The 26,819-nt window shown below is 45.4% G+C and carries 20 protein-coding genes; 3 read left to right on the top strand and 17 right to left on the bottom strand.

Features of this window, described 5'->3' with window-relative positions; all coding sequences use genetic code 11:
- Positions 1-136 precede the first annotated feature (136 nt).
- The 13 genes from ltrA to Q7J41_RS13955 all read right to left on the bottom strand — a co-directional run bounded on the left by ltrA (position 137) and on the right by Q7J41_RS13955 (position 16,873).
- Positions 137-1,552: a group II intron reverse transcriptase/maturase gene (gene ltrA / locus Q7J41_RS14015; protein ID WP_304889055.1), complete on the bottom strand. Its 1,416-nt coding sequence runs from the start codon at positions 1,550-1,552 to the stop codon at positions 137-139.
- Positions 1,553-2,059: 507 nt separating this feature from the next.
- Positions 2,060-4,054 (bottom strand): serine hydrolase, encoded by a 1,995-nt coding sequence (locus Q7J41_RS14010; RefSeq protein ID WP_304889054.1) that lies wholly within the window; start codon positions 4,052-4,054, stop codon positions 2,060-2,062.
- Positions 4,055-4,073: 19 nt separating this feature from the next.
- The gene (locus Q7J41_RS14005; protein ID WP_304889053.1) at positions 4,074-6,071 is read right to left on the bottom strand and encodes a serine hydrolase; all 1,998 of its coding nucleotides are present in this window, start codon (positions 6,069-6,071) and stop codon (positions 4,074-4,076) included.
- 244 nt (positions 6,072-6,315) lie between these two features.
- Complete coding sequence (gene guaA, locus Q7J41_RS14000; RefSeq protein ID WP_304889052.1) at positions 6,316-7,863, bottom strand: glutamine-hydrolyzing GMP synthase; 1,548 nt, start codon at positions 7,861-7,863, stop codon at positions 6,316-6,318.
- Between the two features lie 8 nt (positions 7,864-7,871).
- On the bottom strand, positions 7,872-9,329 hold the full coding sequence (guaB, locus tag Q7J41_RS13995; protein WP_304889051.1) for an IMP dehydrogenase: 1,458 nt from the start codon (positions 9,327-9,329) through the stop codon (positions 7,872-7,874).
- Positions 9,330-9,522: 193 nt separating this feature from the next.
- Positions 9,523-11,385, bottom strand: coding sequence for a 2-oxo acid dehydrogenase subunit E2 (locus tag Q7J41_RS13990; protein WP_304889050.1), 1,863 nt, complete (start codon positions 11,383-11,385; stop codon positions 9,523-9,525).
- 12 nt (positions 11,386-11,397) lie between these two features.
- A complete protein-coding gene (locus Q7J41_RS13985) occupies positions 11,398-12,384 on the bottom strand; it encodes an alpha-ketoacid dehydrogenase subunit beta (protein WP_370651019.1) in 987 nt (328 codons plus the stop codon).
- 27 nt (positions 12,385-12,411) lie between these two features.
- Positions 12,412-13,374, bottom strand: coding sequence for a thiamine pyrophosphate-dependent dehydrogenase E1 component subunit alpha (locus tag Q7J41_RS13980; protein WP_304889048.1), 963 nt, complete (start codon positions 13,372-13,374; stop codon positions 12,412-12,414).
- A 171-nt stretch (positions 13,375-13,545) separates the two neighbouring features.
- Positions 13,546-14,268, bottom strand: a complete 723-nt coding sequence (gene ispD, locus Q7J41_RS13975; RefSeq protein WP_304889047.1) for a 2-C-methyl-D-erythritol 4-phosphate cytidylyltransferase — start codon at positions 14,266-14,268, stop codon at positions 13,546-13,548.
- 109 nt (positions 14,269-14,377) lie between these two features.
- Complete coding sequence (gene tsaE / locus Q7J41_RS13970) at positions 14,378-14,839, bottom strand: tRNA (adenosine(37)-N6)-threonylcarbamoyltransferase complex ATPase subunit type 1 TsaE (RefSeq protein ID WP_304889046.1); 462 nt, start codon at positions 14,837-14,839, stop codon at positions 14,378-14,380.
- A gap of 2 nt (positions 14,840-14,841) precedes the next feature.
- Positions 14,842-15,153: a PspC domain-containing protein gene (locus Q7J41_RS13965; protein ID WP_304889045.1), complete on the bottom strand. Its 312-nt coding sequence runs from the start codon at positions 15,151-15,153 to the stop codon at positions 14,842-14,844.
- Positions 15,154-15,174: 21 nt separating this feature from the next.
- Positions 15,175-16,392, bottom strand: a complete 1,218-nt coding sequence (locus Q7J41_RS13960) for a pyridoxal phosphate-dependent aminotransferase (protein WP_304889103.1) — start codon at positions 16,390-16,392, stop codon at positions 15,175-15,177.
- A gap of 190 nt (positions 16,393-16,582) precedes the next feature.
- Positions 16,583-16,873, bottom strand: coding sequence for a YerC/YecD family TrpR-related protein (locus Q7J41_RS13955; protein WP_304889044.1), 291 nt, complete (start codon positions 16,871-16,873; stop codon positions 16,583-16,585).
- Positions 16,874-17,029: 156 nt separating this feature from the next.
- Here Q7J41_RS13955 and cysS point away from each other — a divergent pair, with 156 nt between their 5' ends.
- The gene (cysS, locus tag Q7J41_RS13950; RefSeq protein ID WP_304889043.1) at positions 17,030-18,427 is read left to right on the top strand and encodes a cysteine--tRNA ligase; all 1,398 of its coding nucleotides are present in this window, start codon (positions 17,030-17,032) and stop codon (positions 18,425-18,427) included.
- On the top strand, positions 18,412-18,888 hold the full coding sequence (locus Q7J41_RS13945) for a Mini-ribonuclease 3 (RefSeq protein ID WP_304889042.1): 477 nt from the start codon (positions 18,412-18,414) through the stop codon (positions 18,886-18,888). The genes cysS and Q7J41_RS13945 overlap by 16 nt, the downstream gene beginning before the upstream one ends.
- Positions 18,889-18,971: 83 nt before the next feature.
- On the opposite strand, the gene Q7J41_RS13940 is transcribed toward Q7J41_RS13945, so the two are convergent.
- Positions 18,972-20,363 carry an MATE family efflux transporter gene (locus tag Q7J41_RS13940; protein WP_304889041.1) on the bottom strand — a complete coding sequence of 464 codons (1,392 nt, stop codon included), beginning with the start codon at positions 20,361-20,363 and terminating at the stop codon, positions 18,972-18,974.
- Between the two features lie 97 nt (positions 20,364-20,460).
- Positions 20,461-22,140: a DEAD/DEAH box helicase gene (locus tag Q7J41_RS13935; RefSeq protein ID WP_304889040.1), complete on the bottom strand. Its 1,680-nt coding sequence runs from the start codon at positions 22,138-22,140 to the stop codon at positions 20,461-20,463.
- Positions 22,141-22,392: 252 nt separating this feature from the next.
- On the opposite strand from Q7J41_RS13935, the gene Q7J41_RS13930 reads away from it, so the two are divergent.
- Entirely contained in the window at positions 22,393-22,797 is a 405-nt protein-coding gene (locus tag Q7J41_RS13930; RefSeq protein ID WP_304889039.1) for a helix-turn-helix domain-containing protein, read from the top strand.
- Between the two features lie 46 nt (positions 22,798-22,843).
- Here Q7J41_RS13930 and Q7J41_RS13925 read toward each other — a convergent pair whose 3' ends face one another.
- Positions 22,844-24,799: an NAD(+) synthase gene (locus tag Q7J41_RS13925; protein ID WP_304889038.1), complete on the bottom strand. Its 1,956-nt coding sequence runs from the start codon at positions 24,797-24,799 to the stop codon at positions 22,844-22,846.
- A 355-nt stretch (positions 24,800-25,154) separates the two neighbouring features.
- The gene (locus Q7J41_RS13920) at positions 25,155-26,759 is read right to left on the bottom strand and encodes a CTP synthase (protein ID WP_304889037.1); all 1,605 of its coding nucleotides are present in this window, start codon (positions 26,757-26,759) and stop codon (positions 25,155-25,157) included.
- Between the last annotated feature and the right edge of the window lie 60 nt (positions 26,760-26,819).

Raw genomic sequence — 26,819 nt, 5'->3', positions numbered from 1 at the left:
CCACTTATGATGTTTTTTTTAAATTAGAAGTTTCTCAATCTCATTTACAACAATCGGGTAGGAGGCTGACCATTAATTGATCAGCCGACCTCCCACACCACCGTACGTACCGTTCGGTATACGGCGGTTCCAAAGTTTACACAGTTACTTGCAGATAATAATCATAAAAATTGGGGTATCCTGCCCGCTTTAGACGGTCATTCGACAGGGTTCTCAGTAGGATTGGGCTATGGGCGGTTCGCCAATAGCCTTTTCTTGTGTTTGCCCACATCCAAGCCCGTTCTTCATCCAATCCCAGTTTCTTGAGATTGGCAAAGCGAGTTTTCACTTTTTTCCAGCGTTTCCAGACAACCATCCGAATCCGGCTTCTCATCCATTCATCCAGCGGTTTCAATATAGTTTTCATATCCGCCAGCTTGAAATAATTGACCCAGCCCCGCACGATTTGCAGCAGTCTTTCTTTTCGTCGCTGAATTCCCATCCCGTTACTGCGTCCGGTAATCTGTCGGATTTTATCCTTCTGCTTCCGGATGCTCCGGGGGTGAACTCTCAACCTTCCCTGTCCCCGGTAGATATAGAATCCATATCCGAGGAATTTCACTTTTGCGACGTTGGCCACCTTTGTTTTCTCCCGGTTTATTCGAAGAAACAGTTTCTCTTCGATAAATGGTGCGATGTTTTTAAGGGTTCGTTCGGCAGCTCTCCGGCTTTTGCAGAAAATCATCAGATCATCGGCGTAGCGGACGAAACGGTGTCCACGACGTTCCAGTTCTTTATCGCATTCGTTAAGCATGATATTCCCAAGGATTGGGCTGATTGGGCCGCCCTGCGGCACACCTTCCTCACTTCGCTCGAATATGCCACCTGACATGACGCCAGCGTTTAAATATTTGTGGATCAGGGAGATAACCCGACCATCTTTGATGGTTTCAGACAGAATCTGAATGAGTCGACTGTGATTAACGGTATCAAAGTACCTTTCCAGATCCATATCGACAACGTATTTATATCCGTCGGTGATATTTTTCTGGCATTGTTTCAAGGCACCTTGAGCGCTGCGTTTGGGTCTGAATCCATAACTGTTGTCTGAGAATTGTTGCTCGAATATCGGCGTCAACACCTGCATGATCGCCTGTTGGATCAGTCGATCCAACACAGTTGGGATTCCCAATTTTCGTGTTTTCCCATTATCTTTGGGTATTTCTACCCTTCTGACGGGTTGTGGTTTATATTTACCACTTCGGATGGCTTCAATGAGTTCATTCCGGTTTTCTTTCAGGTAGGGCAGAAGTTCATCCACCTGCATCCCATCAGTTCCGCCTGCACCCTTGTTTTTCTTCACCTGCTTATAGGCCAGATTCAGATTGTCACGGGTTAAAATTTCCTCCAGCAGTCCATCCGTCTGCTTGCTTGTATTGGTGATTTCGGTTTCAGTTATCTTTGGTGATTCGCACACGTCTGCATATGTTTTCTGTTCCGCAGGTATCTTTTGCAGATCGCCTTCATTTTGAAGTTTTCTGTGGTTTATTTTATCACGGTCAGTAATCTTCATTGATCTTCACCTCCTCTGGTTCAGCCCTTCCTTCGACATCTAGATTGTCTCCGTACTATGGCTTCGGCTGACTTCTCACGATAAATCTTATTTCAACCGTATTTCATACGCTGTTTCCACACGTCCGTGAGATCTCCCCGGGTAAGAACGCAATCTTTCCTTCCATCCATCTGCCACATTTACACCATCAACTTCTGAGTAGTTTTAGGGCTTCAGTTTGTTATGCAACCTTACCCAGTTGATGATGCCTGATGTGATTTCTGTTCGTCAGACCGGAAGTTTGCCGCCGGCTTCCTTCAGATTCCCCGTCGCCGGGGACACCCTTGCCTTGAGCTATGCACTTGGCACTACCTACCCGTGCTCGGGACTTTCACCCGTTAGATTGCGCCCATGCCGGGCGCACATAAAAAACCGTGAATAAGTTAACTTATTCACGGTTTTCACTCGGATGCAGCTTGTTATATGCCATCTTTTCAGGCACTTATGGATATTACTTAACTACTCAAATTATACCTGGTAGTCATAGCTAATGGCTTCGCCGTCGTTGCCAATAAAAACGACATAAGAACCCGCCGTCACCGCGGTACCATCTGAACCGCTGGTCAGACTGTCATAAACCGGTTCAAGCGATGGGGACAGCACGACAATTCGGCCTTCGCCGGCTTTGATAAAGCCATCTGTAGGTAATTTACGACAGTCGTTCTGATCGCCGAGTGTGATTTTTCCATCGTTTTCCAACATCAGCACATCCGCAGCATTGATCAGTTTAAAGCTACCAACCTTAAGCATCGTTTTGCCCTGTTCATCAATCAGTTTGAATTCCATGGTATCGCGGGTATATTTCAGATTTGGAATCGTGGTTCGTTCATCAATCAGCTGATTAAGCAGATAGTAACCACCGCCGCCAAAAAGGATATACCCGGGGAATTCATTCATGATCCAGGTTGACCCAGCCAGAAAAATAGTATCGTCGGGTAGGGTATTAATAGTGATCCATTGTTTGTCGACAAACTGGGCGGGACTGATGCTACTGGATAGCGGCGGAATCATCGTGGCTTTAATCGAGCCATTGATACCTGTCAGCGTATGTTCCATCAGAAATTTTGTACCGAAGTCTTCTTCCAATGTCAGCCGGTTATCAGTACCGTAAAAATAACCGTCATCGTGGTAGTTGGCTTTGTCGACAAGGGTAAAGCCAGTATCAGAATTACTGTAAATATTCATTTCACCAGCAGCTTGATTAAAGTCAATTTTTAAAATATTACCGGAAAGAGTATAATAACCAGCGTAAGCGATCAGATTATCAGGTACCGGAGCCGGCTTAGCGGTTGGAACCGTTTCCGCGGTTTCGGTCGGGATTACGCCTTTTTCGGCCAGCAGGGTTTTGACAATGACATCCGTCACAGCCGTGGTATCAACCGGCCCAGAAAAAGTCAGGGCAATGGTGATGTTCTGATCGGGCAGCAGATAAAGCATCGAATGATATTCGTTGGTATCACCACTTTTATAAATTGAACGAACGCCCAGTTTCTGGTAAGCTTCATCGTTGACGCTATCCCAGCCTAAACCATATGATGATTTGGGGACACCAGATGGAACCGACTGACTGCCATATTGGGCTGTGAAAGATTCGTCAACCCATTGCTTATCGAGAATTTTTCCCGCCAGGATGGCATCCCCAAATTTACATAAATCCTGGGCATTAGAGGCAATGCCGCCCGCCCCGAGACTGTTTACATACTCAAGATCCGCAGCAGTGCCATCACTTTTATAATTCAACGCCACATTCGTATTACCCTCTTTAAAATAACAGCTGGTGTTATTCATGCCAGCCCTGGTTAAAATATTTTTGCTCAGATAATCCGAATAGCTAAGACTAGAGACCTTTTCAACCAGTGCCTGGGCTAAGGTAAAACCGTCATTACAGTAAATGCTGATGATTCCCGGATCACCTTTTAATGATGATTCGGTTAAGTTTTCTAGGAAATATCCCATATAATCTGCAACAGGTGCCGTTGTCATGGTAGCATAACTGTAAGTGCCGCCAAACTCCGAGGTGTGATTTAGCAGCATTCTCACCGTAATCTGTCGATACCGCTCATCTTTCATGGTGAATTCGGGAAGATAAGCGGTCACTGGCTGATCCAGATCTAGTTTGCCCTCCTGGCAGAGCTGGAGCACGGCCATGGTGACAAACATTTTACTGACCGAGCCAATATTGAATTGGGTATTGGTATCGACCGGAATCGCTTCCGTACGGTTGGCCAAGGCAAAACCTTCCTCGTAAACAATTTTTCCGTTGTCGCTAATGGCAACCGCAGCACTGGAGGCGCCACCTCCACTGATCACTTTCCAGATTTCTGTCCGGGTGGCGGTAATGGTTTTTTCGTAGTCCGCTGATGATTTTGATATTGACGTTTGCGATGTGGTACAGGCGGCCGTTGTCAGTATAATTGTAACAACTAGCAGACAGCAACAGATGAGGGTTAGCTTTCTCTTCATTTCTCTGTTTCCTTTCATTTTAAATGCGATACTGATACTCAAATTGGTCGCCGTCATTCCCAATAAACATCACATAGGATCCCGCAGTTACTGGCACTTCTTTGATATCTCCATATATCGTGTCGTAAGCAACCGCCAAAGATGCGTCATAAATGACCAACCGACCACCCTCTGGCAAGGTTATTCCAAAGCTGCCATCAGCATCCAGTTTCCTGACGGTATTTTTACCGGCACCCCCACTATTTATTTTTTCTCCATTCTGAAGACTTGGGATAGCTGCGACATCCAGTAACGTATAGCCCATGGCCGTCATCGTTGTTTGCCCGTTAGCTTCTTTGATAATCGGCTCAACCAGATCCCGGGCATAGGCCAGATTCATAAAGCCGGTATTTTCATCCTTCAGAGGATAAGGCGTGTAGCTGCCATCGCCGCCGTAAAAAATGTAGCCGGGAAATTCCGGAAGGCTACCAGTAACTGCTGAAAACGCATATAGATCGGTGCTACTGAGGCTCACCGGAATCCACGCCTTGCCTTCAAAACGACTGGTATTGATCGGCTGATTAGCGATAATGTCTTCTGCATATACAACTGAATAATCACCACTGCTCAGAGACTGGAGCACCAGTTTTTTCCCGAAGTTTTCTGCGAAAGACATCCGATAATCATGTTCCATATCAAAGTATCCACCGCCAATATGAGGATATGTTCCGGCCGTAACAAAGGATTTACCATCGAATTGTTTATAATCCAGGGTATTATTTTCCAGATTAAACTCAATTTTTATGGTACTGCCACTGGTTCCATAATAGCCGGCAAAACCGAGGACTTCACTGGGAATCGGTGGTGCCGATGTGTCCTTTGTGACTTCTCCTGACTCAGCTTCAATAATTCCTTTTTCTTCTAGCAGGGTCTGGGTGATCTTCTGGGCAATACCGGATACATCCGATGTTCCGGCAAAAATCAGGGCGATGGAAAGCCGCTCTTCGGGAATCACATATAGCTGGGAAGTGAATTGGAAGGTTGCCCCATTTTTACCGATTACATGAACACCCTGTTTGGCAAAGGGCGCCACATCGACCATATCCCAGCCCAGTCCATAGTTACTCATCGGTGTTCCTGAAGGTACCGTTTCTTTTGCATATTGGGGGCTGGTGTACTCAGCAAAGGCTTCGGCGGTCATGATCTTATCACTTAACAACGCATTACCAAAGCGACACAAATCTGCCGCGGTCGACGAAATCCCACCCGTTCCGATCAAATTACCGACTTCTGATGGTAGCGCCGACCCATCGTCATTACTATATTTTAAGGCAATATTTGCATTTCCTTCTGCAAACGAACAGCTGCTGTCACTCATGCCAGCTTTTGCAAAGATATTTTTGTCCAAATAGTCCGAATAACTCAGTCCGGATATTTTTTCAATCAGCACCTCGGCCAGAGTAAAGCCATCGTTACAGTAGACGCTGACCATCCCAGGATCATCCTTTAACGTGCTGTTGGCCAGATAAACCATAAAATTCTCCAGAAACTCCGGATCTTTGGCCGTTGCAAAGCCGTTAGGCATGAACGTTCCCGGCAGACCTGACGAATGATTGAGTAGCATCCGCACCGTGATATCCTGATAACGGCTGTCTTTCATGGTAAAGTCCGGTAAATAATCCACCACCTGTTTGTCCAGCTCCAGTGCCTCTTCTTCGACCAGTTGCATAATCGCTGCTGCGGTGAATACCTTGCTGACCGAACCGATATTATACTGGGTACTGGGATCCACAGCCATCGCATCCAAACGATTGGCCATCGCAAAACCCTCTTCATAAACAATTTTGCCATTATCCATAATTGCAACGGTGGCACTGGATGCCCCCCTTCCGATAACCTCCTTCCAAATTTCAGTGCGGGCCGTGGCAATGGTTTTTTCATAGCTCTGGCTCTGGGAAGAGGTTGGGGCGCATCCCGATAAGGGCATAAGAATCAACAGCAAACTGAGGATAATAACTGCTAAACGTTTTTTCAACATTTTCTTCATCCTTTCAAAAATCGCACAAATTTTTTTAGCTGTTTCTTTCTTACCCTGATTCGATGAATTTATCAATTTTTCTTATCATAAAAAGCAAGTGCAAAAGCGCAAAAAAAGGCGGCTATGATTGCCCCCAATTAGGTCTTACAACGTAGCCACCTGTGCTATTTTTATCTATTAATTTCAGTCCTACTAGATTCGCTTAAATGCTTGTTTTTAAGGGTTATTTGATGCTTCAAAAAGCCTACTCCCACTCAATCGTTGAAGGTGGCTTGCTCGTAATATCATAAACAATCCGGCTGACATGCTTCACTTCATTGACAATGCGGGTGGAGATGCTTTCTAAAACATCATAGGGGATGCGGGCCCAGTCGGAGGTCATGCCGTCAACTGAGGTAACGGCGCGCAGGCCGATGGTATAGTCGTAGGTTCGTTCATCGCCCATAACCCCGACACTGCGGTTTCCCGGCAGAACCGCAAAGTATTGCCAGATTTCTTCATCCAGGCCAGCTTTAGCAATCTCGTCTCTAAAGACAAAATCCGCTTCCTTCAGAATATCCAGTTTTTCTTTGGTGATATCGCCCATAACCCGAATAGCCAAACCTGGCCCCGGGAAGGGTTGCCGCCAGACCAGATCATGATCCAGTCCAATTTCTTCGCCGACTGCCCGAACCTCGTCTTTAAACAGGTTTCGCAGCGGTTCAATCAGTTCGAAATTGACATCATCCGGCAATCCACCAACGTTGTGATGGCTTTTGATTACGGCAGCGTTTTTGGTACCGCTTTCGATGACATCGGGATAGATGGTTCCCTGCAGCAGAAAATCGATATCATTAAGCTTGCTGGATTCTTCCTCAAAGACGCGAATAAACTCCGTGCCGATGATTTTACGTTTTTGCTCGGGATCACTGACACCTGCCAATTTACCAAGGAAACGATCTTCGCAGTTCACCCGGATAAAGTTCATGTTAAAGCGGTTTTTAAAGATCGCTTCAACCTGATCGCCTTCGTCTTTTCGCAGCAGCCCATGATCGACAAAAATACAAGTCAGCTTGTCACCAATGGCCTGGTGCACCAGGGTCGCTGCAACCGAAGAATCCACTCCGCCGCTGAGGGCGCATAACACCCGACGGTCGCCAACTTGTTCTTTAATGGCTTCAATCTGTTCCTGGGCAAAGTTATGCATTGTCCATAAACCTTCACAGCCGCAGACATTATAAATAAAATTATTTATAACTGCTTTGCCATATTGGGTATGTTCCACTTCGGGATGGAATTGCACCGCATACAGCTTGCGTTCATGACATTCCATCGCACCGGTAGGACAGGAGTCGGTGGTGGCGGTGATACAGAATCCTTCCGGGATCGTCTGGATATAGTTGGTGTGACTCATCCAGCAGGTCGAGCCGTCGGGAATATCTTTAAACAGCACCGAGTTTTGTGAAAAATTCAGCGCTTTTTTACCATACTCCCGAATATCGGCAGAATCAGTGACACCTTTTAGCTGCTCGGCCATCAGCTGAGCACCGTAGCAGATCCCTAAAATCGGAATCCCCATGCTGTAAATTTCCGGATCACATTGCGGTGCTCCCTCTTCATGAACACTGGAAGGACCGCCGGTAAAGATAATACCTTTGGGATTTTTCTTACGGATCTCATCCGGGGTAATATCATAGGGCACAACTTCAGAATACACTCTGGCTTCACGCACTCGTCGGGCAATAAGCTGATTGTATTGTGCTCCAAAATCCACAATGAGAATAATTTCATCTTGGTAATGCTTTTTTATCATAAATTCTCCTAAAATTGCGCGCTATTGTAGTTAGGTGATTCTTTGGTGATGGAAATATCATGAGGGTGACTTTCGATCAGCCCCGCACTGGTTATTTTTATAAACTGCGATTTTTCTCTTAAGTCTTTAATGGTTGCTGTTCCGCAATATCCCATCCCCGAACGGAGCCCGCCAACTAATTGGTAGACCGTATCGGCTAGTGGCCCTTTATAGGGAACCTTTCCTTCAACCCCTTCAGGAACCAGTTTTTTCTGGCCTTCCTGGAAGTAGCGGTCAGAGCTGCCATCTTTCATGGCGCCTAAAGATCCCATCCCGCGGTAGGTTTTAAAGCTTCGTCCCTGGTAGATAATGGTTTCGCCCGGGCTTTCATCGGTGCCAGCAAAGAGACTCCCGATCATCACCACATCAGCGCCAGCGCCAATAGCTTTTACCACATCACCGGAATACTTGATCCCACCATCAGCAATAACCGGAATATCGTATTCTTTGGCTACTTCGACCACGTCTAAGATAGCGGTGACTTGAGGAACCCCAATCCCGGCGACAACCCGGGTGGTACAGATGGAACCGGGTCCGATCCCAACCTTTAGGGCATCAACGCCAGCTTCGATTAAATCTTTAGCAGCGGCTCCAGTGGCAATGTTTCCGACGATGAGTTGAACATCGGGATATTTTTCTTTGATCGCTTTAACCGTTTTAACAACCCCGATGGAGTGACCATGGGCGGTATCTACAACGATAACATCGGCCTGGGCTTGTACCAGAGCATCGACCCGTTCAAAGGTATTGCTGCTGATGCCGACGGCACCACCAACAATCAGTCGACCGCGATAGTCTTTGGCGGCGTTGGGATATTTAATACTCTTTTCAATATCTTTAATGGTGATCAAACCTTTTAAATTGTTTTCTGAATCCACAATGGGAAGCTTTTCGATCTTGTATTGTTTCAAAATGGCTTCCGCTTTTTCCAGGGTGGTGCCCTCTTCCGCAGTAACCAGGTTTTCTTTTGTCATTGCGTCTTTGATTTTCTTTTTAGGGTCACTTTCAAAACGCAGATCCCGGTTGGTGATGATACCTACCAATTTGCCTTCAATGGTAATCGGAACCCCAGAAATACGATAGCGAGCCATCAGCTCCAGAGCATCCCCGATATTATGTTCTGGGGATAGAAAAAACGGATCCACGATAACCCCGTTTTCTGAACGTTTAACCTTGTCAATTTCAAAAGCCTGTTCTTCAATGGTCATATTCTTATGAATAATCCCGATACCGCCTTCTCTTGCCATGGCAATTGCCAGCCGTCCTTCGGTGACAGTATCCATGCCGGCGCTCATAATGGGAATATTCAGGGCAATTTTCTTTGTCAGACGGGTGCCGGTGTTAACGTCCCCTGGCAACACTTCTGATTTTCCAGGGATTAACAATACATCATCAAAGGTAATGCCTTCCTTTAATATCTTCTCCAACCTTGTACTCCTTTCGAATTCAACTCTCGCTTAGATACAAAAAAAGCAGACAATTGGCCATTGCTTTTCATCTGCTTCATGTAAGTTCTGTAATCTTATATTATGCTGTTTAGTCTAACACAATTTGCTTAAATGTGACAATGATTATTTTTTTGGTAACGTTATCTTTTCTTAATTTTGGCAAATTTCAAGGTTAAAACAATAAAAGTGACGGATTCTCCATATCAGCTTTAATATCCTGCAGGAATTTTGCTCCGTCCACCCCATTGGCAACCCGTTGATCCAGATTCAGGCTGATTTTCATTACCGATCGAACCACCGGTTCGCCCTGATGAATACGGATCCGCTGAACCACTTCTCCGACACTGAGGATGGCGCTGTTGGTCTGGTTAATGATGGCAGTAAATTCCCGGATTCCATACATCCCCAAGTTGGTAATGGTAAAGGTGCTGCCCTCCAGCTGATCTTGCGGCAGATGTTTGTTTTTAACCGCCTTCAAGAGATCACCCCGACCTTTGACAATTTCGACAAAGTTCATCGTCTGGGCGTTTAGAATCACCGGGACAATAAAGCCATGTTCGGATTCGACGGTTAAACCTATATTTACATAGGTATGGGCAACCACCACGTCATCTTCGCGTCTGGCGTTAATCAGCGGATGTTTCACCAGCGCCCGGGAGGTTGCCAAAAGTAGAAAATCCGTATAGGTACAGCGATATCTAGCCTGTTCTTCAATTTTTTTAGTGATCTTCTTGCGGAGATCCTTGATTTCGGTCATGTCAATTTCCGTGGTTAAGCTGATGACAGCAGTTTCCACTTTATTTTTTACCAGGTATTTTCTGATCACTTTGGGTCGAACCGACCGGGTCGGATTTTTTTCGTGATGGTTTTCTTCATAATACCCAGCAAGCTCCGATTCCTGAGGGGCTTCTGCGACGATTTCGGCAATTATCTCTTCTGGCACTGCTGGCACTTCTGGCACTTCTGGCACTTCATTGATTTCATTTACTGCTGGTTCATTAGCAGCTTGGTCGGTAGTTTCTGTTTCCTTGGCTTCAGTTTCGTTTTTGTCCTGGATCTGATTTTTTCGTGGTAGGCCTGGGGATTTTTTGCTTTTCAAGCCCAAGTCTTCCGGTTCGCTTTCATAGAGCAAATGCATCGGCGTTGGCTTAACAATGATTTCTTCCCGTAGCGGCTCCGCTTTTAAATCGACAAACGGAACAAAATCCAGTGCTGAGACTTTTGTCACCACATCGGCATCTTTAACTTCCCGATTTTCATTGTTCTCATCCACAAAGGGAACAAAATCCAGCTCTGGATTTGGCATCTTTTCGGTCTTCTGATTCATATCTTTCAGTTTTTTACGAGCTACCGTTTTTTTCTCGGGAATTTCTTCCAGTTTCACGGGAGTTGAAAAAAGATTACTGGGATTCCCAGCCAGTTTGTCCAGACTTGTGCCAATTACCACCGGTTCTTTTGATTTGTAGCCGAAGGTTCCTGGTTGAATGACCACCAGTTTTTTGACATCATCGGCTTCAATTCTTCCGTTTGGTCCGCTGCCAGTTGCCTTGTCAATTTCCACCTTAAATTCCCGGGCAATCCGTCTGGCCGCTGGGGTTGCTCTGACCTTTCCCACGCGGGGATCTGGTTCAATAACATTTTCCGGCGATTCTTCCATCATCTCATCCTTGATGATTCCCCGAACGGCTTCAGAGGGTGGTTCTTTTATCCCTTCTTTGATGGTTTCTTCCAGACTTCTTTCCAGTGCCTCAATCGCTGCCGTCAGTTTTTCTTCCAGGTTTTCTTCCAGGTTTTCTTCAAAGTTTTCATCTGCCGGATCTTCCGCTGGTTCTTTAATTTCTGCTTCTGTCGGGATCGGCTCTGTCTCAGCATTCACATCGACAGCCGCTTCGTGAAGCGCTGCCTGTTGTTTTTCGTCATCAAGAACGATGTCTTCTTTAATTGTCGCCGCCAACTCTGCCGTTGCGGCGTTTGTCAAGTTTTCTGCTGCCATATCCAATTTCTCTTTCGGTAATATTATTTCATTTTCCATCATTCTGCCAACTCCCTATTCCCGGTTAAGGAGACGATAGACTCCATGGACGAAATCGTTCCGCTGAGGCACCACTGCCGCCTCTAATTCCTGATTAAAGGGAATCGGGACATCCAGCCCGCCCAAACGGATAATCGGCGCGGTGAGATAGTCGAAGGCTTCGCTTTCGACCACCCGGGCAACGATTTCGCCGCCGACCCCGCCAGTTTTAGCCGCCTCATGAGCGACAATCAGACAGCCGGTTTTAATGACCGATTCAATGATCGGTTTCATATCCATCGGATACAGGGTCAAGGGATTGAGAATTTCCACCCGGATCCCTTCTTCATCTAAAAATTCGGCGGCTTCAATGGCTTTTGCCAGGGTAGTGCCGTAAGCAACGATGGTGACATCCTGGCCGGGACGTTCGACAATGGTTTTGCCGATTTCCAGCGTGTAATCATCGTCAAGCGGAACCAGACCGACCGCATCATAGAGCATCTTATGTTCAATAAAACAGACCGGGTTATTATCCCGGATGGCCGCTTTTATAAGTCCCTTGGCCTGAGCCGGAGTCGATGGCGACACCACCTTTAGTCCCGGCACATGGCATAACCAGGCTTCCAGACTCTGACTGTGCTGTGCCGCTGCGCCGGTGCCAGAACCGGACGGCAGCCGCAGCACCATCGGTACCTGGGACTGACCGCCAAACATGTAACGCATTTTAGCACCCTGATTAACCAGCGCATCCATCCCGAGGGTAATAAAGTCCATAAACATCATTTCACAAATCGGACGTAAGCCCGTGGTTGCCGCCCCCACCGCCGTCCCGACGATGGCACCTTCGGAAATCGGGGTATCCAGAATCCGTTCTTCACCAAACTCTTCCAGCAAGCCCTTTGACACCCCAAAGGCACCGCCGTACACGCCAATATCTTCACCTAAAAAAATGACATCCCGATCCAAACGCATTTCTTCGGTAATTCCCAGACGGATGGCATTGCGGTAGGTCATTTTTGTCATATCACTTGTTTTCATCATTTCAACCTCTCACGCATATACATCATCTAAAATTGTGTTAAGCTGCGGCTGCGGACTTTTTTTGGCAAATTCCACGGCCTGCTCAATCGAAATCATAGCTTCGTCTTCCATCTTCAGGATCTGCTTTTCAGTAAAGATCCGATTTTCCCGGAGATATTCTTTCATCTTCAACAGCGGATCTTTTTTTTGCCATTCCAGAACCTCGCGTTTATCCCGGTAAACCTGTTTATCACTTTTGGAATGGCCGCTGTAGCGATACGTTTTGGCTTCAATCAGTACCGGGCCCTTCCCAGCTCTGGCATAACGCAGCGCTTTAGTGACGGTATTGTAAACATCGAGAAAATCGTTGCCATCAATGGTGAGACCCGGGATATTATAGGCTTCGCTGCGGTCTGAGATGTTTTCGATATTGATATGATTTTCAACCGGATTCGACATCCCATACTGATTGTTTTCAATGAAAAAAACCACTGGTAGTTTCCAGACTGAGGCCAGATTCAAGGATTCATGAAAGCTCCCCTCGTTGGTAGCGCCATCCCCGGCAAAGCATAAAACAACCTTTCCGGTCTGATGGTATTTTTGGGTTAGCGCCGCGCCGCAGGATAGGTTAAAGCCCCCGCCGACGACACCATTGGCACCGAGATTTCCGTTTTCGACATCAGCAATGTGCATCGAACCGCCTTTGCCCTTGCAGTAGCCGGTATATTTCCCCAGACATTCGGCCATCATCAAATTGACATCCAGTCCAAAGCCAATCGCCTGGGCATGACCCCGGTGACTCAGCGATACCAGATCGCCCTCTTCCAGCGCCAGAGCGGCCATGACGCCTGAGGCCTCTTGACCAATGGCCAGATGAATGGTTCCATGAACCTGTCCTTTGGCTACAAGATCATCCAGTTTTTCTTCAAAATAGCGTGCCTGATTCATATTATAATACATTCTTAATAGAAGTTCTTCCGATAATTCAATCATGGTTTCCTCCACATTTTCACAATTTATTTTTAAAAAGGTGAATAACCCTTAGTATTTTGTTTCGTGCATTTCCATTATATCTTTTATTCCCCAATAAATAAAGAATGAAGCGAAAAACTGCATAAAATAACAGCTTTTTTCACTTCATTCTTTATTTCTATTAATAATTATTTAATTTTTTCTGACCTTTTTCTCACTTTTCAACAGACATTTAATAATCGACTCTGCAATAATCAAATCTTCCGGGGTCGTGATCTTAATATTAGTGTAGTGGCCGGTTACAATTTTTACCGGTACATTTTGTCGTTCTACCAGAAATGCATCATCGGTTCCCTCAATCCCCAACAAAATTGCTTGTTCATGGGCTTCTTTTAAAAGACGATATTCAAAAGTCTGAGGCGTTTGAATTTCAACTAGAAAATCTCTATTTGGAGTATGCTCAACAAATCCATCCTTACTGATCACTTTTATGGTGTTCTTAGCCGCCACGCCCACGGTTGTTGCACGATGTTCCAGGGTTTCATAAATGCTTCGAACAATGACCGACTCTTGTATAATTGGTCTGGCACCATCATGAACCATAACAAGATCCGTTTTGGGGTTAATTGCTTTAAGTCCCCGGTAAACCGATTCCTGCCTGGTATCTCCGCCTCGCACTAGTTTTATTTTTGTAAAGCGATATGGCTTCAATACTTGTGATTGGCAGATACTAAACTCGTCCTGATTGATCACCAGAACAATTTCATTAATCAGCGGACATTTTTCAAAAACATCCAGGGTATGGGCTAAGATCGGTTTTCCGTTTATCGTCAGGTACTGCTTGTTGATTGGTGCATTCATCCTTCGTCCCATCCCTGCAGCAGGAATGATCACGCTGGTTAGAGGTTTTTCCATGTTTGCCACCTTATTATTAATTATTAACACCGCGGTAAGCAGGCGATCACTGTGACCAATGGGTCTAGTCCTCCATCCCTGCCAAATAACACTTCACGGGTTTTCTAGCCTAAAGCGAATTTAATATCTGCGCTACTTTCAGATTGTCTGTTTTTAAAATAATTTCCCGCTGCTCAGGCGTCTCCAGCCGCGATTCCAGACTAATTTCCAGTTTGGGATCAAACTGATCTTCCAACACCAGCTCCGGCCATTCCAGTAGTAGGGTGCAGCCCTGATTGAGGTAATCTTCAAAGCCCATCTGATAAAGCTCATCCGGATCCTGGAGCCGGTATAAATCAAAATGAAAAATCCGGGGCGGATTGCCATATTCATTGACAATCGTATAGGTGGGACTGGTGACCTCATCATCTAACCCCTTTCCGGCCACAAAACCTTTTGAAAACAGGGTTTTGCCGGTGCCCATTTCACCTTGTAAAAAAATAATCAGGGGGAAGTCGATGGCTTCCCCCAGATATTTTCCAAAATCAAAGGTTTCCTGACTTGATTTTGTAATGATTCTTTTTTCCAGCATTTTTACTCAACCTTTTCTTTGGAACCTGTCTTTTCGTCACTGAAATCGATGATCTCTTCCTCGTTGTTGTCATCGATAATTTCATAATCCACTTCAACCACATCCTGATCCGCAATCCGCTGATTACCGGGGAGTACCACCGCTAAGAGAATATAAACAATGATGCTGAGGATACCCGGAACAAACCGGAGCACAAAGGGCAATAGGAACAGCCCTCTGAAGACCCAGGGCGAAATGTTGCAGTATTCGCCAAGACCGGCACAAACACCGGCCAGAATTGCTCTTTTTTTACTTTTCACTAATTGTTTTTTCATTATTCTTCCGTTCTTTTAAACTTACTTTTGCTGATAGTTCGCCATAAACCGTTCCAGTCGATCCATGGTTTCGATCAGATCTTCGGGATGGGGCAAAAACACAATTCTGAAATGATCCTGATTTGGCCAGTTAAAGCCGGTTCCCTGAACCATCAGGACATGTTCTTCTTTCAGGAAATCCAGGGCAAACTGGACATCGCTGGTGATATTAAACATTTCCATATCAATTTTGGGAAAGACATAAAATCCCGCTTTTGGTTTGACGCAGGACAGACCCGGAATCGCATTGATCCGTTTGCAGACAATCTCCCGCTGTTCGTACAGCCGCCCCCCCGGTTTGAGCAGATCATTCATGCTCTGGTAGCCGCCCAATGAGGTCTGGATCGCATGCTGTCCCGGAACATTGGAGCACATCCGCATGTTGGAAAGCATCTTGATGCCTTCAATATAATCCTTGGCACCTTCCTTGTTACCGGTCAGAATCATCCAACCGACCCGATAACCGGGAATCCGATGGGATTTTGACAAGCCGTTAAGGGTCACCACCAGCACATCTTCGGTGAGGGTAGCCATCGGAATATGAACTGCATCGTCATAGAGAACCCGGTCATAGATTTCATCGGCAAAAATAATCAGATTGTTTTCAACCGCCAGATCGACAATCCCCTCAAGAATCTCTCGGGGATAAAGGGCGCCGGTGGGGTTATTGGGATTAATGACCACAATCCCCTTGGTATTGGGGGTAATCTTGCTGGCGATATCCTCAAGATTGGGATTCCACTCATCTTCTTCATCACAGGTATAATAGACAGCGGTTCCTCCAGATAGGTTGACTGCCGCTGACCACAGCGGGTAATCCGGTGCCGGAACCAGAATTTCGTCGCCATCATCCAGTAGCGCCTGCATACAAAAAAGGATCAGTTCACTGACACCGTTACCGAGAAAAACATCATCTACCTTCAGATCCATCAGACCCTTGGTCTGATAATGCTGAACCACGGCCTTCCGGGCTGAGAAAATGCCCTGGGAATTACAATAGCCTTCGGCGGTTTTCATGTTATATTTAATATCCTGAATAATTTCATCCGGGGCATTTAAATTAAAGGGGGCAGTATTCCCGGTATTGAGCATAATAATGTCAATGCCGTCCCGTTCCATGCGATCCGCCTCTTCGACCACCGGTCCTCTAATATCATAACAAACGTTGTCCAACTTCTTCGACTTCTTCACAGCTTTCATCACTACACTCAACTCCTTCAATATTAAATTTTAGATAAGATTCAGGTTCCTGCAAACTACCGTACCGACCAATTGTTAATCTGTTGTTCGCTGCGGAATCGGACAGGCTATCGCCGTGTCCGCTCCGATGCGTACAACATGATGTAACAATTGTCGGTACTACTTTTTGAGTTTGTTAACAGACCCAAGATTACTCCAATGTATGGTCCTTTTTCATTTTTTCGATGATGTTGCGGTAGCCTTTGCCGTGTTTGAGGCAGCGGTTAACCCGACTGATGGTGGCCGAGCTGGCTCCGGTCAGTTTTTCGACATCAATGAAGGTTTTTCCCTGGGACAGCAAGTAGGCAATTTCAAACCGGTGTGCCATGTCTTCGATTTCTTTGATGGTACATAGGTCTTCAAGTAACAGATTACAATCCTCTTCGCTTTCAAGGGCTAAAATCGCCTGGGCCAGGACTTTTCTCTTTGTATTTGCTTCCATGGAGATTCCTCATTCATTTCTGGTCATTCATTTTTGATGATAACAGAAATTTTCTTCCTAAAAAATTTTATCCATTGACACTTAATCTTATCTTTAGTGTATAATATGTTATCATAACACATTGCTGTAAAGAAATAAATTGAAAGGTTGAACTTTATGAAATTATATAATACCCTGACCCAGAAGAAAGAAACCTTTGTCCCCATTGAAACGGGCAAGGTCCGGATGTATTCCTGCGGACCGACTGTTTACAACTATTTTCACATCGGCAACGCCCGTCCCTTCATCGTTTTTGACGTGTTGCGCCGTTTTTTGGAATATACCGGTTACGAGGTCACCTTTATCCAGAATTTTACCGACGTCGATGATAAAATCATCAACCGCAGCCATGAAGAAGGGATTTCTCCGGGCGATGTTTCGGAAAAATACATTCAGGAATACTTCACCGATGCTGATGCCCTGGGTATCAAACGCGCCTCGGTTCATCCCAAGGTCAGCGAGCATATACCAGAAATTATTGCGATGATCAAAACCCTGGAAGAAAAAGGACTGGCCTATAACGTCGCTGGCAATGTCTACTATCATGTTGATGCCTTTAAAGACTATGGCAAATTATCCAAACAGTCCATCGACGATTTAAAATCTGGCGCCCGCATTGATGTCAATGACGAAAAACACAGTCCTCTGGATTTTGCCCTGTGGAAAAAGAAAAAAGACGGGGAACCCTATTGGGAAAGTCCCTGGGGACAGGGGCGGCCAGGCTGGCACATCGAATGTTCGGCGATGTCCAAAAAACATCTCGGCGAAACCATTGATATTCATGGCGGCGGTCAGGATCTGATCTTTCCCCACCACGAAAATGAAATTGCCCAATCGGAAGGCTGCTGCGGCAAACCCTTTGCCAACTATTGGGTGCACAATGGCTACATCAATATCGACAACGAGAAAATGTCCAAGTCCAAGGGCAACTTCTTCACCGTCCGGGATATTGCCAAAACCTTTGATCTCGAAGCCGTGCGGATGTTTTTATTAATGGCCCATTACCGCAGCCCGGTTAACTTCAGTGAGCCACTGTTGCAGCAGGCTGCCACAGCACTGGAGCGCCTCTATACCGCTAAATTCCAGATGAGTTTTCTGCTGGAAAATGCCACTGCCGAAGTTGCCACCCCGGCAGAAACCGAATGGATAGATTCCCTGGTTAAATATAAAAAAGATTTTGTCGCTGCTATGGACGACGATATCAACACCGCCGATGCGATTGCCGTAATTTTTGAGCTGGTTCGGGATCTCAACTCCAATCTCGATGCCATTTCTTCCCAACCGGCGATCATTGCCGGCCAAAACATCTTTGCCGAACTCACCACCGTTTTAGGACTGGCGGTAAAAGACAAAGAAACCAATCTTGAAGAGGCTGTAGAAGACCTGATCGCCCAGCGACAAGCTGCCCGCAAAGCCAAAGATTTCAAACGGGCCGATGAGATCCGCGATGAACTGCTGGCCAAAGGCATTGTCCTGGAGGATACCCGGGAAGGTGTTAAATGGAAAAAAGCCTGACTCCAACATCCATATCAGAAAATTCAGACCGCTTAAAAACCATCCAGGCCACCATCGAAAAAAGCTATACCATCGAACAGGCCGCCGCCATGAATCCCCTGGCTCTGGCCTACATCGGCGATGGGATATTTTCGGATCTGATCCGTAAATATCTGCTGGGTTGCGGTCACCAGAATGTCAATTTCATGACCAAAACCTCGATCAGCTATGTCCGCGCCAGTGCCCAGGCCCAAATCATCCGGGAACTGCTTCCACAGCTTTCCGAAGCCGAGGAACGGATGGTTAAACGGGGTCGGAACACCGCCTCCCAGGTGCCCAAAAACGCCCACCCGTCAGACTACCGCTATGCTACCGGTTTTGAAACCCTGATTGGCTACCTCTTTCTCTGCGGGGAAACGGAGCGCATGAAAAACCTAGTTTATCAAAGCATTGATGTGATTAATAATCTAGATACAAAGTAAAAAAAAGATCTTCAAAAGCTAAATGCCTTTTGAAGATCTTTTTATTTTGATTTTTATTAATTCGAACGGCTTCAATACACTTGTTAGTTTTGCACCACTACTGGAGAGGCCTCCCAGGTATCGAAGATTCTGCGCTGATACCAGCGGAACATGAACAGCTGGTAAGCCATACAGACAACTTCGGAAATGATAAACCCGTACCAGACCCAGTCCAGACCGCCAGCTTGAGCCAGCAGATAGGTAACTGGCAAGAGCACTACCATCTGCCGGATAAAAGATGCGATCATGCTGACGTAAGCTTTTCCAATGGCTTGAAAGCTGACCCCAATCATAATCGAGACTCCGGCCAAGGGAAAGGCCAGACTAATGCTGCGCAGACAATTGATCCCAATTTCCATCATTTCCGCTGAAGGGTTAAAAGCCATCATAATCTGGGCCGGGAAAATCCAGAACAACAGCGTGCCAATGGTCATAATCGTCAGGGCCGCAGTAACCGCGACCTTCAGGGTTTCATTATACCGTTCCCGGTTTTTTGCCCCATAATTAAAACCAAAGATCGGCATGGCGCCCTGACCCAAGCCAAAGATCGGCATAAAGATGACCGACTGAATTTTAAAGTAAACCCCAAAAACTGCGACAGCCGACATCCCAAATCCGGCCAGAATCAGATTGTATCCGGTAATCATCAATGACGCCAGACCTTGCATAATCGCAGCTGGCAAGCCGACTTTGAAAATATCTTTGATTATTTTTGGATCATAATGAAACACCTGGTAGTCCAGTTTTAGATAATTTTTACTGCTTTTGAAAATTACCAGCAGCATATAGGTCATCCCAAAGATCTGACCGATCACGGTGGCGATGGCCGCACCTGCCACTCCCATTGCCGGAAAGCCCAACCACCCAAAAATCATAATTGGATCCAGAATGATGTTAGTAACTGCGCCGATAATCTGTCCCACCATCGGTTGGATCATTTCACCGCTGCCCTGCAAGGTAGAATAAGCCGCCTGGGTGATAAAACTACCAAAACAGAATACCGTAACAATCATTAAATATACCCGACCCTGGGCAATGATGTTGGCATTATCGGTAAATAGACTGATAAATGCTTCTGCTGTAAAAAACCCCAATATTCCTAACACTACCGCAATTAAAATTGCCAGGATAAAGCCATGTTCTGCCACATTGGCAGCTTCACTCTTTTTGCTCTGACCCAGTCGCCTTGATATGGCTGAATTAATCCCGATTCCCATTCCCACAAAACAGGAGATGATGACCATCTGAATCGGAAACGCCAGAGAAACAGCGGTTAATGCTTCTTCCCCGATTTGTGCTACAAAGATACTATCGACAATATTGTACATGGCCTGAATCATCATCGAAATAATTGCCGGTATTGACATTGAAAAGAGTAGCTTCGGAATTGGAACGACGCCCAATTTATTCTTTTTTTCTGTTTGTGTATCTTTCATACGGCACCTCCTTCTTTTTTTATTAAATGATCTAATGAAAAAAACCTGGATCCAAAGACAAGGTAAGCCTCACACCCAGGTTCTATTGATACTTTAATTATTTTTTCTTTTTAGAAATTTCAACTTTTACCTTGCGTTCTTTGATTATTTTTCCGTTTAATTTCTTTTCGACTTTTTTAGCCTGCTCTTCATCGATATCGACAAAGGTAAATTTGTCGTACATGTCGATGTTGCCGACAGCTGAAGATGGAATGCCGCATTCTCCGCAAATAGCACCAAGGATATCCCGCTTTTGCGCATGATCCTTTTCGCCGACACTGATGAAAAGACGTTTTGTTTTTTCTGGACCAGCTCGACGGGAACCACCGTCTCGGGATCCGCCATCCCGACGGCCGCGGCCATCTCGGCTATCGCGACCATCGCGACGTGGTGCTGAATCAGTACGTCTTGGCCGTCGTTCCATGGTGTTAAGATCTTCAGCTTCTGAAAGCGGCAATTGCGCCTGCAGTAAGACTGCTGCAATGGTTTCGGCAGTGTAACCTTTTTCGACCAGATCGTCAATAATTTTTTCATAGGTATCTAAGATTCCCTTTTCGGCACCCTTATCAGCACGAATCTTGAAGCGTTCGTGGAAATGAGCAATCTTGATATCATTGATGACGGCACTGGTTGGTATTAAATCCCGTTCAATACTTTTTTTGGTATAATCGGTGATTTTCTTCAGTCTGAACTGATCTCTGGATCGTGCCAGGGTCAGGGAGATTCCGCTTTTCCCGGCTCGTCCGGTTCGACCGATCCGATGGACATAATATTCTTCATTGTCTGGCACATCGTAGTTAAAGACGATATCCACGTCATCCACATCAATCCCCCGGGCAGCCACATCGGTGGCTACCAGGATATTCAGTTTACCACGACCGAAATCTTTTAAAACCGCCATTCGGGACATCTGACGCATGTCACCATGGATTTTATCGACTGAATAACCGAGTTTCTTAAGATCATCCGTGATTTCGTCGACATATTTTTTGGTGTTACAGAAAATAAGTGATCGTTGTGGTTTGTACACATCGAGTAAGCGGGTTAGCGCTTCAAACTTATGGTGATCGTTGATGTTAAAGTATTTTTGTTCGATGCTGGTTGCGACCATATTTTTAGGTGAAATTTCCACCAATACCGGATTTTTCTGGTAGGTTTCGGCAATCTTTAAAATCGGTTTTGGCATTGTTGCCGAGAATAACACGGTCTGAATTTCATGGGCGATTTCGTCAAGAATCAATTCAATATCTTCCCGGAATCCCATGTTTAACATTTCGTCGGCTTCATCTAAAACCACCATCGAAACGTCGCTTAATTTCAATGTTTTTCGGCGCATATGATCCATCACCCGGCCAGGCGTTCCAACGACAATATGAACCCCGGATTTAAGGTCTCTGATCTGATTTTCAATGGATGCACCACCGAAAATCGGTAATACTTTGATGCCCTTTTGATATTTAATAACTTTTTTAAATTCGTCTGAGACCTGTACTGCCAACTCTCGGGTTGGGCATAGAACTAAAACTTGTACTTTCTTTATTGAAGGGTCAAGCTTTGTAATGGCTGGAATCGCAAACGCAACAGTTTTCCCTGTTCCTGTTTGTGATTTTCCAATGAGGTCTCCTCCCATCATCAATTGTGGTATCGCTCGCTCCTGGATTTCGGTCATTTCTACAAAGCCCATTTCTTCAATGCCTTGTAGCAGTTGTTCATTAATTTCTAATTCTGTAAATTTCATTTAGTATCCTTTCTCGAATATATAACACCTAATTTTAAACCAAGTTAAAGAATAAAGCAAGTTTATTTTAATTGTTATTAAGAAATAATGCTTCTGACTCACGTTCAATCTGAATTATTTCCGGTTTGGCACCTTTATCTAAAATTTCTGGCCATCAAAGAGAACAATGGTGTATAATCTATTCATACACATATCATGTGTTTATCTTATTCGTTCATACTGAGATTATGAATAATTTTTGGAGGAAACATCATGTCTACTTTTGGAACACGATTAAAACGATTGCGAATTAATAAGGATATGACCCAGCAAGATTTTGCTGAGCATTTTGATTTAAACAAGAGCTCAATTTCCAAGTATGAGAAGGATAAAAACCTTCCCGAAAACCAATTGCTTGTTGAAATTGCCGATTATTTTGATGTATCGGTTGACTATCTGCTTTGTCGAACTGACAACTCCACATCACTCAACGATGCCAAGCTCAAATCAGAAGGATCGTTAAATTCAGCTGAACAACTCGTTAAACCATTGGAAATGAAAGATCTTCTGGGACTTTTCGGATATGCCATGACCAGTGACGAAGGCAAAAAGGAAATTCTGGATTTCATTAACTTCAAACATGAAGTTCTGATCCAACACTACTCTAAAAAAGAATAGTCATAAAAAGAAGCTGTTTTCGGACAGCTTCTTTTTTTATCAATTTTTAAATATCCTGAACGATTGGTTCCATTTTCTCTAGGCTCTTGAGCCATTGGGTGGCGTGCGCATCGGAGGGCATTCGCCAGTCGCCCCGGGGCGAAAAGGAGACTGAGCCGACCTTTGGTCCGTCGGGGAGGCAGTTGCGTTTAAACTGCTGACTGAAGAAACGGTGGTAAAAGCTTTTCAGCCATTTAAAAATCACCGCCTTTTCATAGACACCATCAAAGGCCTTGCCGGCCAGAAAATATACTTTTTCCGGTGAAAAGCCATGGCGTACCATTTGATACATAAAGAAATCGTGGAGTTCGTAAGGCCCAACGGTTTCTTCTGTTTTTTGAGCAATTTTTCCATCGGCATCCGGGGGCAGCAGTTCCGGCGAAACGGGGGTGTCCAGAACATCATAGAGAATCTTTTGAATGTCCGTTTCGGGAGAATGATCCGCCACCCATTCCACCAGATAACGGATCAGGGTTTTAGGGACACTGGCATTGACGCTATACATCGACATATGATCGCCATTGTAGGTGGCCCAGCCCAGCGCCAGTTCGGAAAGATCGCCGGTGCCGATGACAACCCCCCCCAGTTTGTTGGAAAGATCCATGAGAATCTGGGTTCGTTCCCGCGCCTGAGAATTTTCGTAAGTGACATTGTGAAGCTCGATGGGATGCCCGATATCGTTAAAGTGAGCGGTACAGGCGGCAACGATCGAAATCTCATGAAAGGTCGCACCCAGACCCTTAATCAGCGCCACAGCGTTATCATAGGTACGGTCGGTGGTGCCAAAGCCGGGCATCGTTACGGCATGAATTTTTTCCCGGGGAATATTGAAGCGGTCACAAACACTGACGCAGACCAGCAAGGCCATGGTGGAGTCCAGTCCTCCGGATATCCCCACCACCATCGGGGCATTGCCAATATGAGCAAGTCGCGTAGCCAAACCGATGGTTTGAATATTAACGATTTCTTCACACCGTTCACTGCGGCGATTTGGGTCAGCCGGCACAAAGGGTTGGGGATTTACCTCCCGGTCAAAATCATTGGTGCCCGGGGTTTCAAACTTGATCGTCCGATAGGAATGGCCATCAAGCAGATCAACCGAGTCACCAAAGCCATGCTGCATTTGCCGGTCATGGGTCAGGGATTCCACATCAATATCGGTAATCAGCAGTTCGTTCCCGAGGTTAAACTTGGGCAGTTCCTTTAATAATATCCCCCGTTCACAGATGATCGCATTGCCACCGAAAACCAGGTCACTGGTCGATTCTCCAAAACCCGCCGAGGTGTACAAATAGGCGGCATTGCAGCGTCCGGATTGGGAACGGATCAACTCTCTACGGTAATCACTTTTTCCTACCACCTCATTGCTGGCTGATGGATTAAGAATCACCGTTGCGCCAGCTAGGGCGTGAAAGCTTCCTGGTGAAATGGGAACCCACAAGTCTTCGCAGATTTCGATGCCCACCACAAACTCTTCGCGATGAACATGCTGAAAAAGCAGCTCGGTTCCAATCGGAACCGTTTGCGAGCACATAATGATTTCTGTTCGCTTCAAGGACTTAGACGAGGCAAACCAGCGCTTTTCATAAAACTCCTGATGGTTGGGAATATAGGTTTTAGGGACGATCCCCAATATTCTGCCGTCATTGACTGCGACCGCACAATTATACAAGCTCCCACTTATGGCCAGGGGCAATCCCACCACCATCAGCATCTTCTTTCCGTCCGACCATTGACACAGGCTATCCAGAGCCTTTACTGCGTTTGTCTGAAGTTCCCGCTGAAAAAACAGATCACCACAAGTATACCCGGTGATCGCCAACTCTGGAAACAATAATACCTCAACACCCTGATCCCAGGCTGAGCTTGCCAAAGCAATGATTTCACTGACGTTATATTGACAATCTGCTAATTTAAGTTTAGGAACAGCACAGGCCGTTCTAAAAAAACCATATTTATGCATTTAATTCACCTTATATCTTTTTATTTTTCTCTTGATTTTAGTGGTTGTCTTTCATTATATCGCCATTTATGACTCATGACAATCTTATTTTATTTTCCACAGCCTGTGTTCAACCACAGTTCTTTTATTAACAATTGCCCTGTTCGTTGTTTTTCCATTACATTGGCGCTATTGGGGGTTTCCCTGTTCAATTAACAAGGTTATCCACATTGTCCACAGGTAAAACCGATGTTCTCCACAGTTTTATACAATTATTATCCACAGTTTTTAAGTTATCCACAGTTTTCCTGTTGGTATATCTTGTGTATCACTCCATAAAAAAAATCAAGATCTAGGATCTCGATTTTTTTATTCACTATTCTTTTGTCGCTAAAGCAGCTTTGACAAAGCTCTGAAACAAGGGATGGGGTTTATTCGGACGGGATTTAAACTCTGGATGAGCCTGAGTGGCGACAAACCAGGGATGATCTTTAATTTCAATCATTTCAACAAGGACCCGGTCAGGTGACATTCCTGAGAAAACGAGACCCTTTTCTTCAAGTTGTGCGATAAAATCATCATTGACTTCATAACGATGTCGATGCCGTTCGCTGATATTTTTCTCGCCATAGGCTTCTCTCGCTTTAGTTCCCTCGAGCAGTTCACAGGGATAGAGACCCAAGCGCATGGTGCCGCCCATATCAATAATTTTTTTCTGTTCTTCCATCAGATTGATCACTGGGTAAGGCGTTTCGGGATCCAGCTCAATACTGTGGGCACCGACAAGGCCTGCCACGTTTCGGGCAAACTCAATAACTGCCAACTGTAGACCCAGACACAGACCTAAAAAAGGCACCTTGTTTTCTCTGGCATACTGAATGGCGTGGATCTTGCCTTCCACCCCGCGGTGGCCAAACCCTCCGGGCACAATAATACCGTCTAGATCTTTGAGCACCCGGTCGACATTTTCCTCGTTGATATCTTCAGAGTGAATCCATTTGATCGTAACCTCGGAATTATTGCCGATTCCACCATGACGTAAGGCTTCGGCAACGGAAAGATAGGCATCATGAAGTTCCACATATTTCCCGACCAGACCGATGGTTACCTTGTTTTCCAGACTTTTGGCTCGTTTAACCAGATCTTTCCATTCGCTCAGGTCTGGTTCTTTACAATCGATATGGAGTTTTTCGCAAACCAATTCGGCCAGGCCTTCTTTTTCAAGCATCAAAGGCACTTCGTATAGCTCAGAAGCATCCATATTAACGACCACGGATTTTTTATCGACATTGCAGAACAGGGATATTTTCGCCTTCAGGCCTTCTTCTACTTCTTTTTCTGAACGGAGGACAATAATATCCGGTTGAATCCCAATACTCCTAAGTTCTTTAACCGAATGCTGGGTTGGTTTTGTTTTCAGTTCGCCAGCCTTTCCCAGGTAGGGAAGCAGGGTAACATGGATGTACAAGACATTTTCAGCACCCAGATCGCCCTTGAACTGGCGAATCGCTTCCAGATAAGGAAGACTTTCGATATCCCCAACGGTTCCGCCGATTTCGGTAATGACCACATCCGGATGGCTGTAATCGGCGACCCGTAGAATTCCGTCTTTTATTTCGTCGGTAATGTGGGGAATAACCTGAACGGTTCCTCCCAGATAATCGCCCCGGCGTTCTTTTGAAATAACATTCCAATATACTTTTCCGGTGGTGACATTACTGAATTTAGACAGGTTTTCATCGGTAAATCGTTCGTAGTGACCCAGATCCAAATCGGTTTCTGCGCCGTCATCGGTCACAAAAACTTCCCCATGCTGATAAGGACTCATGGTTCCGGGATCGAAGTTCAAATAGGGATCAAATTTCTGGATCGACACCTTGAGTCCTCGGGACTTAAGTAATCGTCCTAATGAAGCACTTGTAATGCCCTTTCCTAAAGAAGATACCACACCACCAGTGACAAAAATATACTTTGTTTGCATTAATTTACAGGCTCCTTTTTCTTTTACATTTTCTTGATTATTCCAACAAAAAAATCACTG

The organism is Acetobacterium sp. (assembly GCF_030652775.1).
Classification (GTDB): domain Bacteria; phylum Bacillota; class Clostridia; order Eubacteriales; family Eubacteriaceae; genus Acetobacterium.
The sequence above is the reverse complement of the archived record's forward strand: the minus strand, read 5'-3'. Positions and strand labels throughout refer to the sequence as shown.

Coding starts and splice junctions, on each gene's coding strand:
- Q7J41_RS13960 (WP_304889103.1), bottom strand. CDS start 16,392: ATGAAAGCTGTGAAGAAGTCGAAGAAGTTGGACAACGTTTGTTATGAT.
- Q7J41_RS13935 (WP_304889040.1), bottom strand. CDS start 22,140: ATGAAATTTACAGAATTAGAAATTAATGAACAACTGCTACAAGGCATT.
- Q7J41_RS13945 (WP_304889042.1), top strand. CDS start 18,412: ATGGAAAAAAGCCTGACTCCAACATCCATATCAGAAAATTCAGACCGC.
- Q7J41_RS14010 (WP_304889054.1), bottom strand. CDS start 4,054: ATGAAGAGAAAGCTAACCCTCATCTGTTGCTGTCTGCTAGTTGTTACA.
- Q7J41_RS13930 (WP_304889039.1), top strand. CDS start 22,393: ATGTCTACTTTTGGAACACGATTAAAACGATTGCGAATTAATAAGGAT.
- Q7J41_RS13985 (WP_370651019.1), bottom strand. CDS start 12,384: ATGACAAAAATGACCTACCGCAATGCCATCCGTCTGGGAATTACCGAA.
- Q7J41_RS13965 (WP_304889045.1), bottom strand. CDS start 15,153: ATGAAAAAACAATTAGTGAAAAGTAAAAAAAGAGCAATTCTGGCCGGT.
- cysS (WP_304889043.1), top strand. CDS start 17,030: ATGAAATTATATAATACCCTGACCCAGAAGAAAGAAACCTTTGTCCCC.
- Q7J41_RS14005 (WP_304889053.1), bottom strand. CDS start 6,071: ATGTTGAAAAAACGTTTAGCAGTTATTATCCTCAGTTTGCTGTTGATT.
- Q7J41_RS13990 (WP_304889050.1), bottom strand. CDS start 11,385: ATGATGGAAAATGAAATAATATTACCGAAAGAGAAATTGGATATGGCA.
- Q7J41_RS13940 (WP_304889041.1), bottom strand. CDS start 20,363: ATGAAAGATACACAAACAGAAAAAAAGAATAAATTGGGCGTCGTTCCA.
- Q7J41_RS13920 (WP_304889037.1), bottom strand. CDS start 26,759: ATGCAAACAAAGTATATTTTTGTCACTGGTGGTGTGGTATCTTCTTTA.
- Q7J41_RS13955 (WP_304889044.1), bottom strand. CDS start 16,873: ATGGAAGCAAATACAAAGAGAAAAGTCCTGGCCCAGGCGATTTTAGCC.
- ispD (WP_304889047.1), bottom strand. CDS start 14,268: ATGGAAAAACCTCTAACCAGCGTGATCATTCCTGCTGCAGGGATGGGA.
- ltrA (WP_304889055.1), bottom strand. CDS start 1,552: ATGAAGATTACTGACCGTGATAAAATAAACCACAGAAAACTTCAAAAT.
- guaA (WP_304889052.1), bottom strand. CDS start 7,863: ATGATAAAAAAGCATTACCAAGATGAAATTATTCTCATTGTGGATTTT.
- Q7J41_RS13980 (WP_304889048.1), bottom strand. CDS start 13,374: ATGATTGAATTATCGGAAGAACTTCTATTAAGAATGTATTATAATATG.
- Q7J41_RS13925 (WP_304889038.1), bottom strand. CDS start 24,799: ATGCATAAATATGGTTTTTTTAGAACGGCCTGTGCTGTTCCTAAACTT.
- tsaE (WP_304889046.1), bottom strand. CDS start 14,839: ATGCTGGAAAAAAGAATCATTACAAAATCAAGTCAGGAAACCTTTGAT.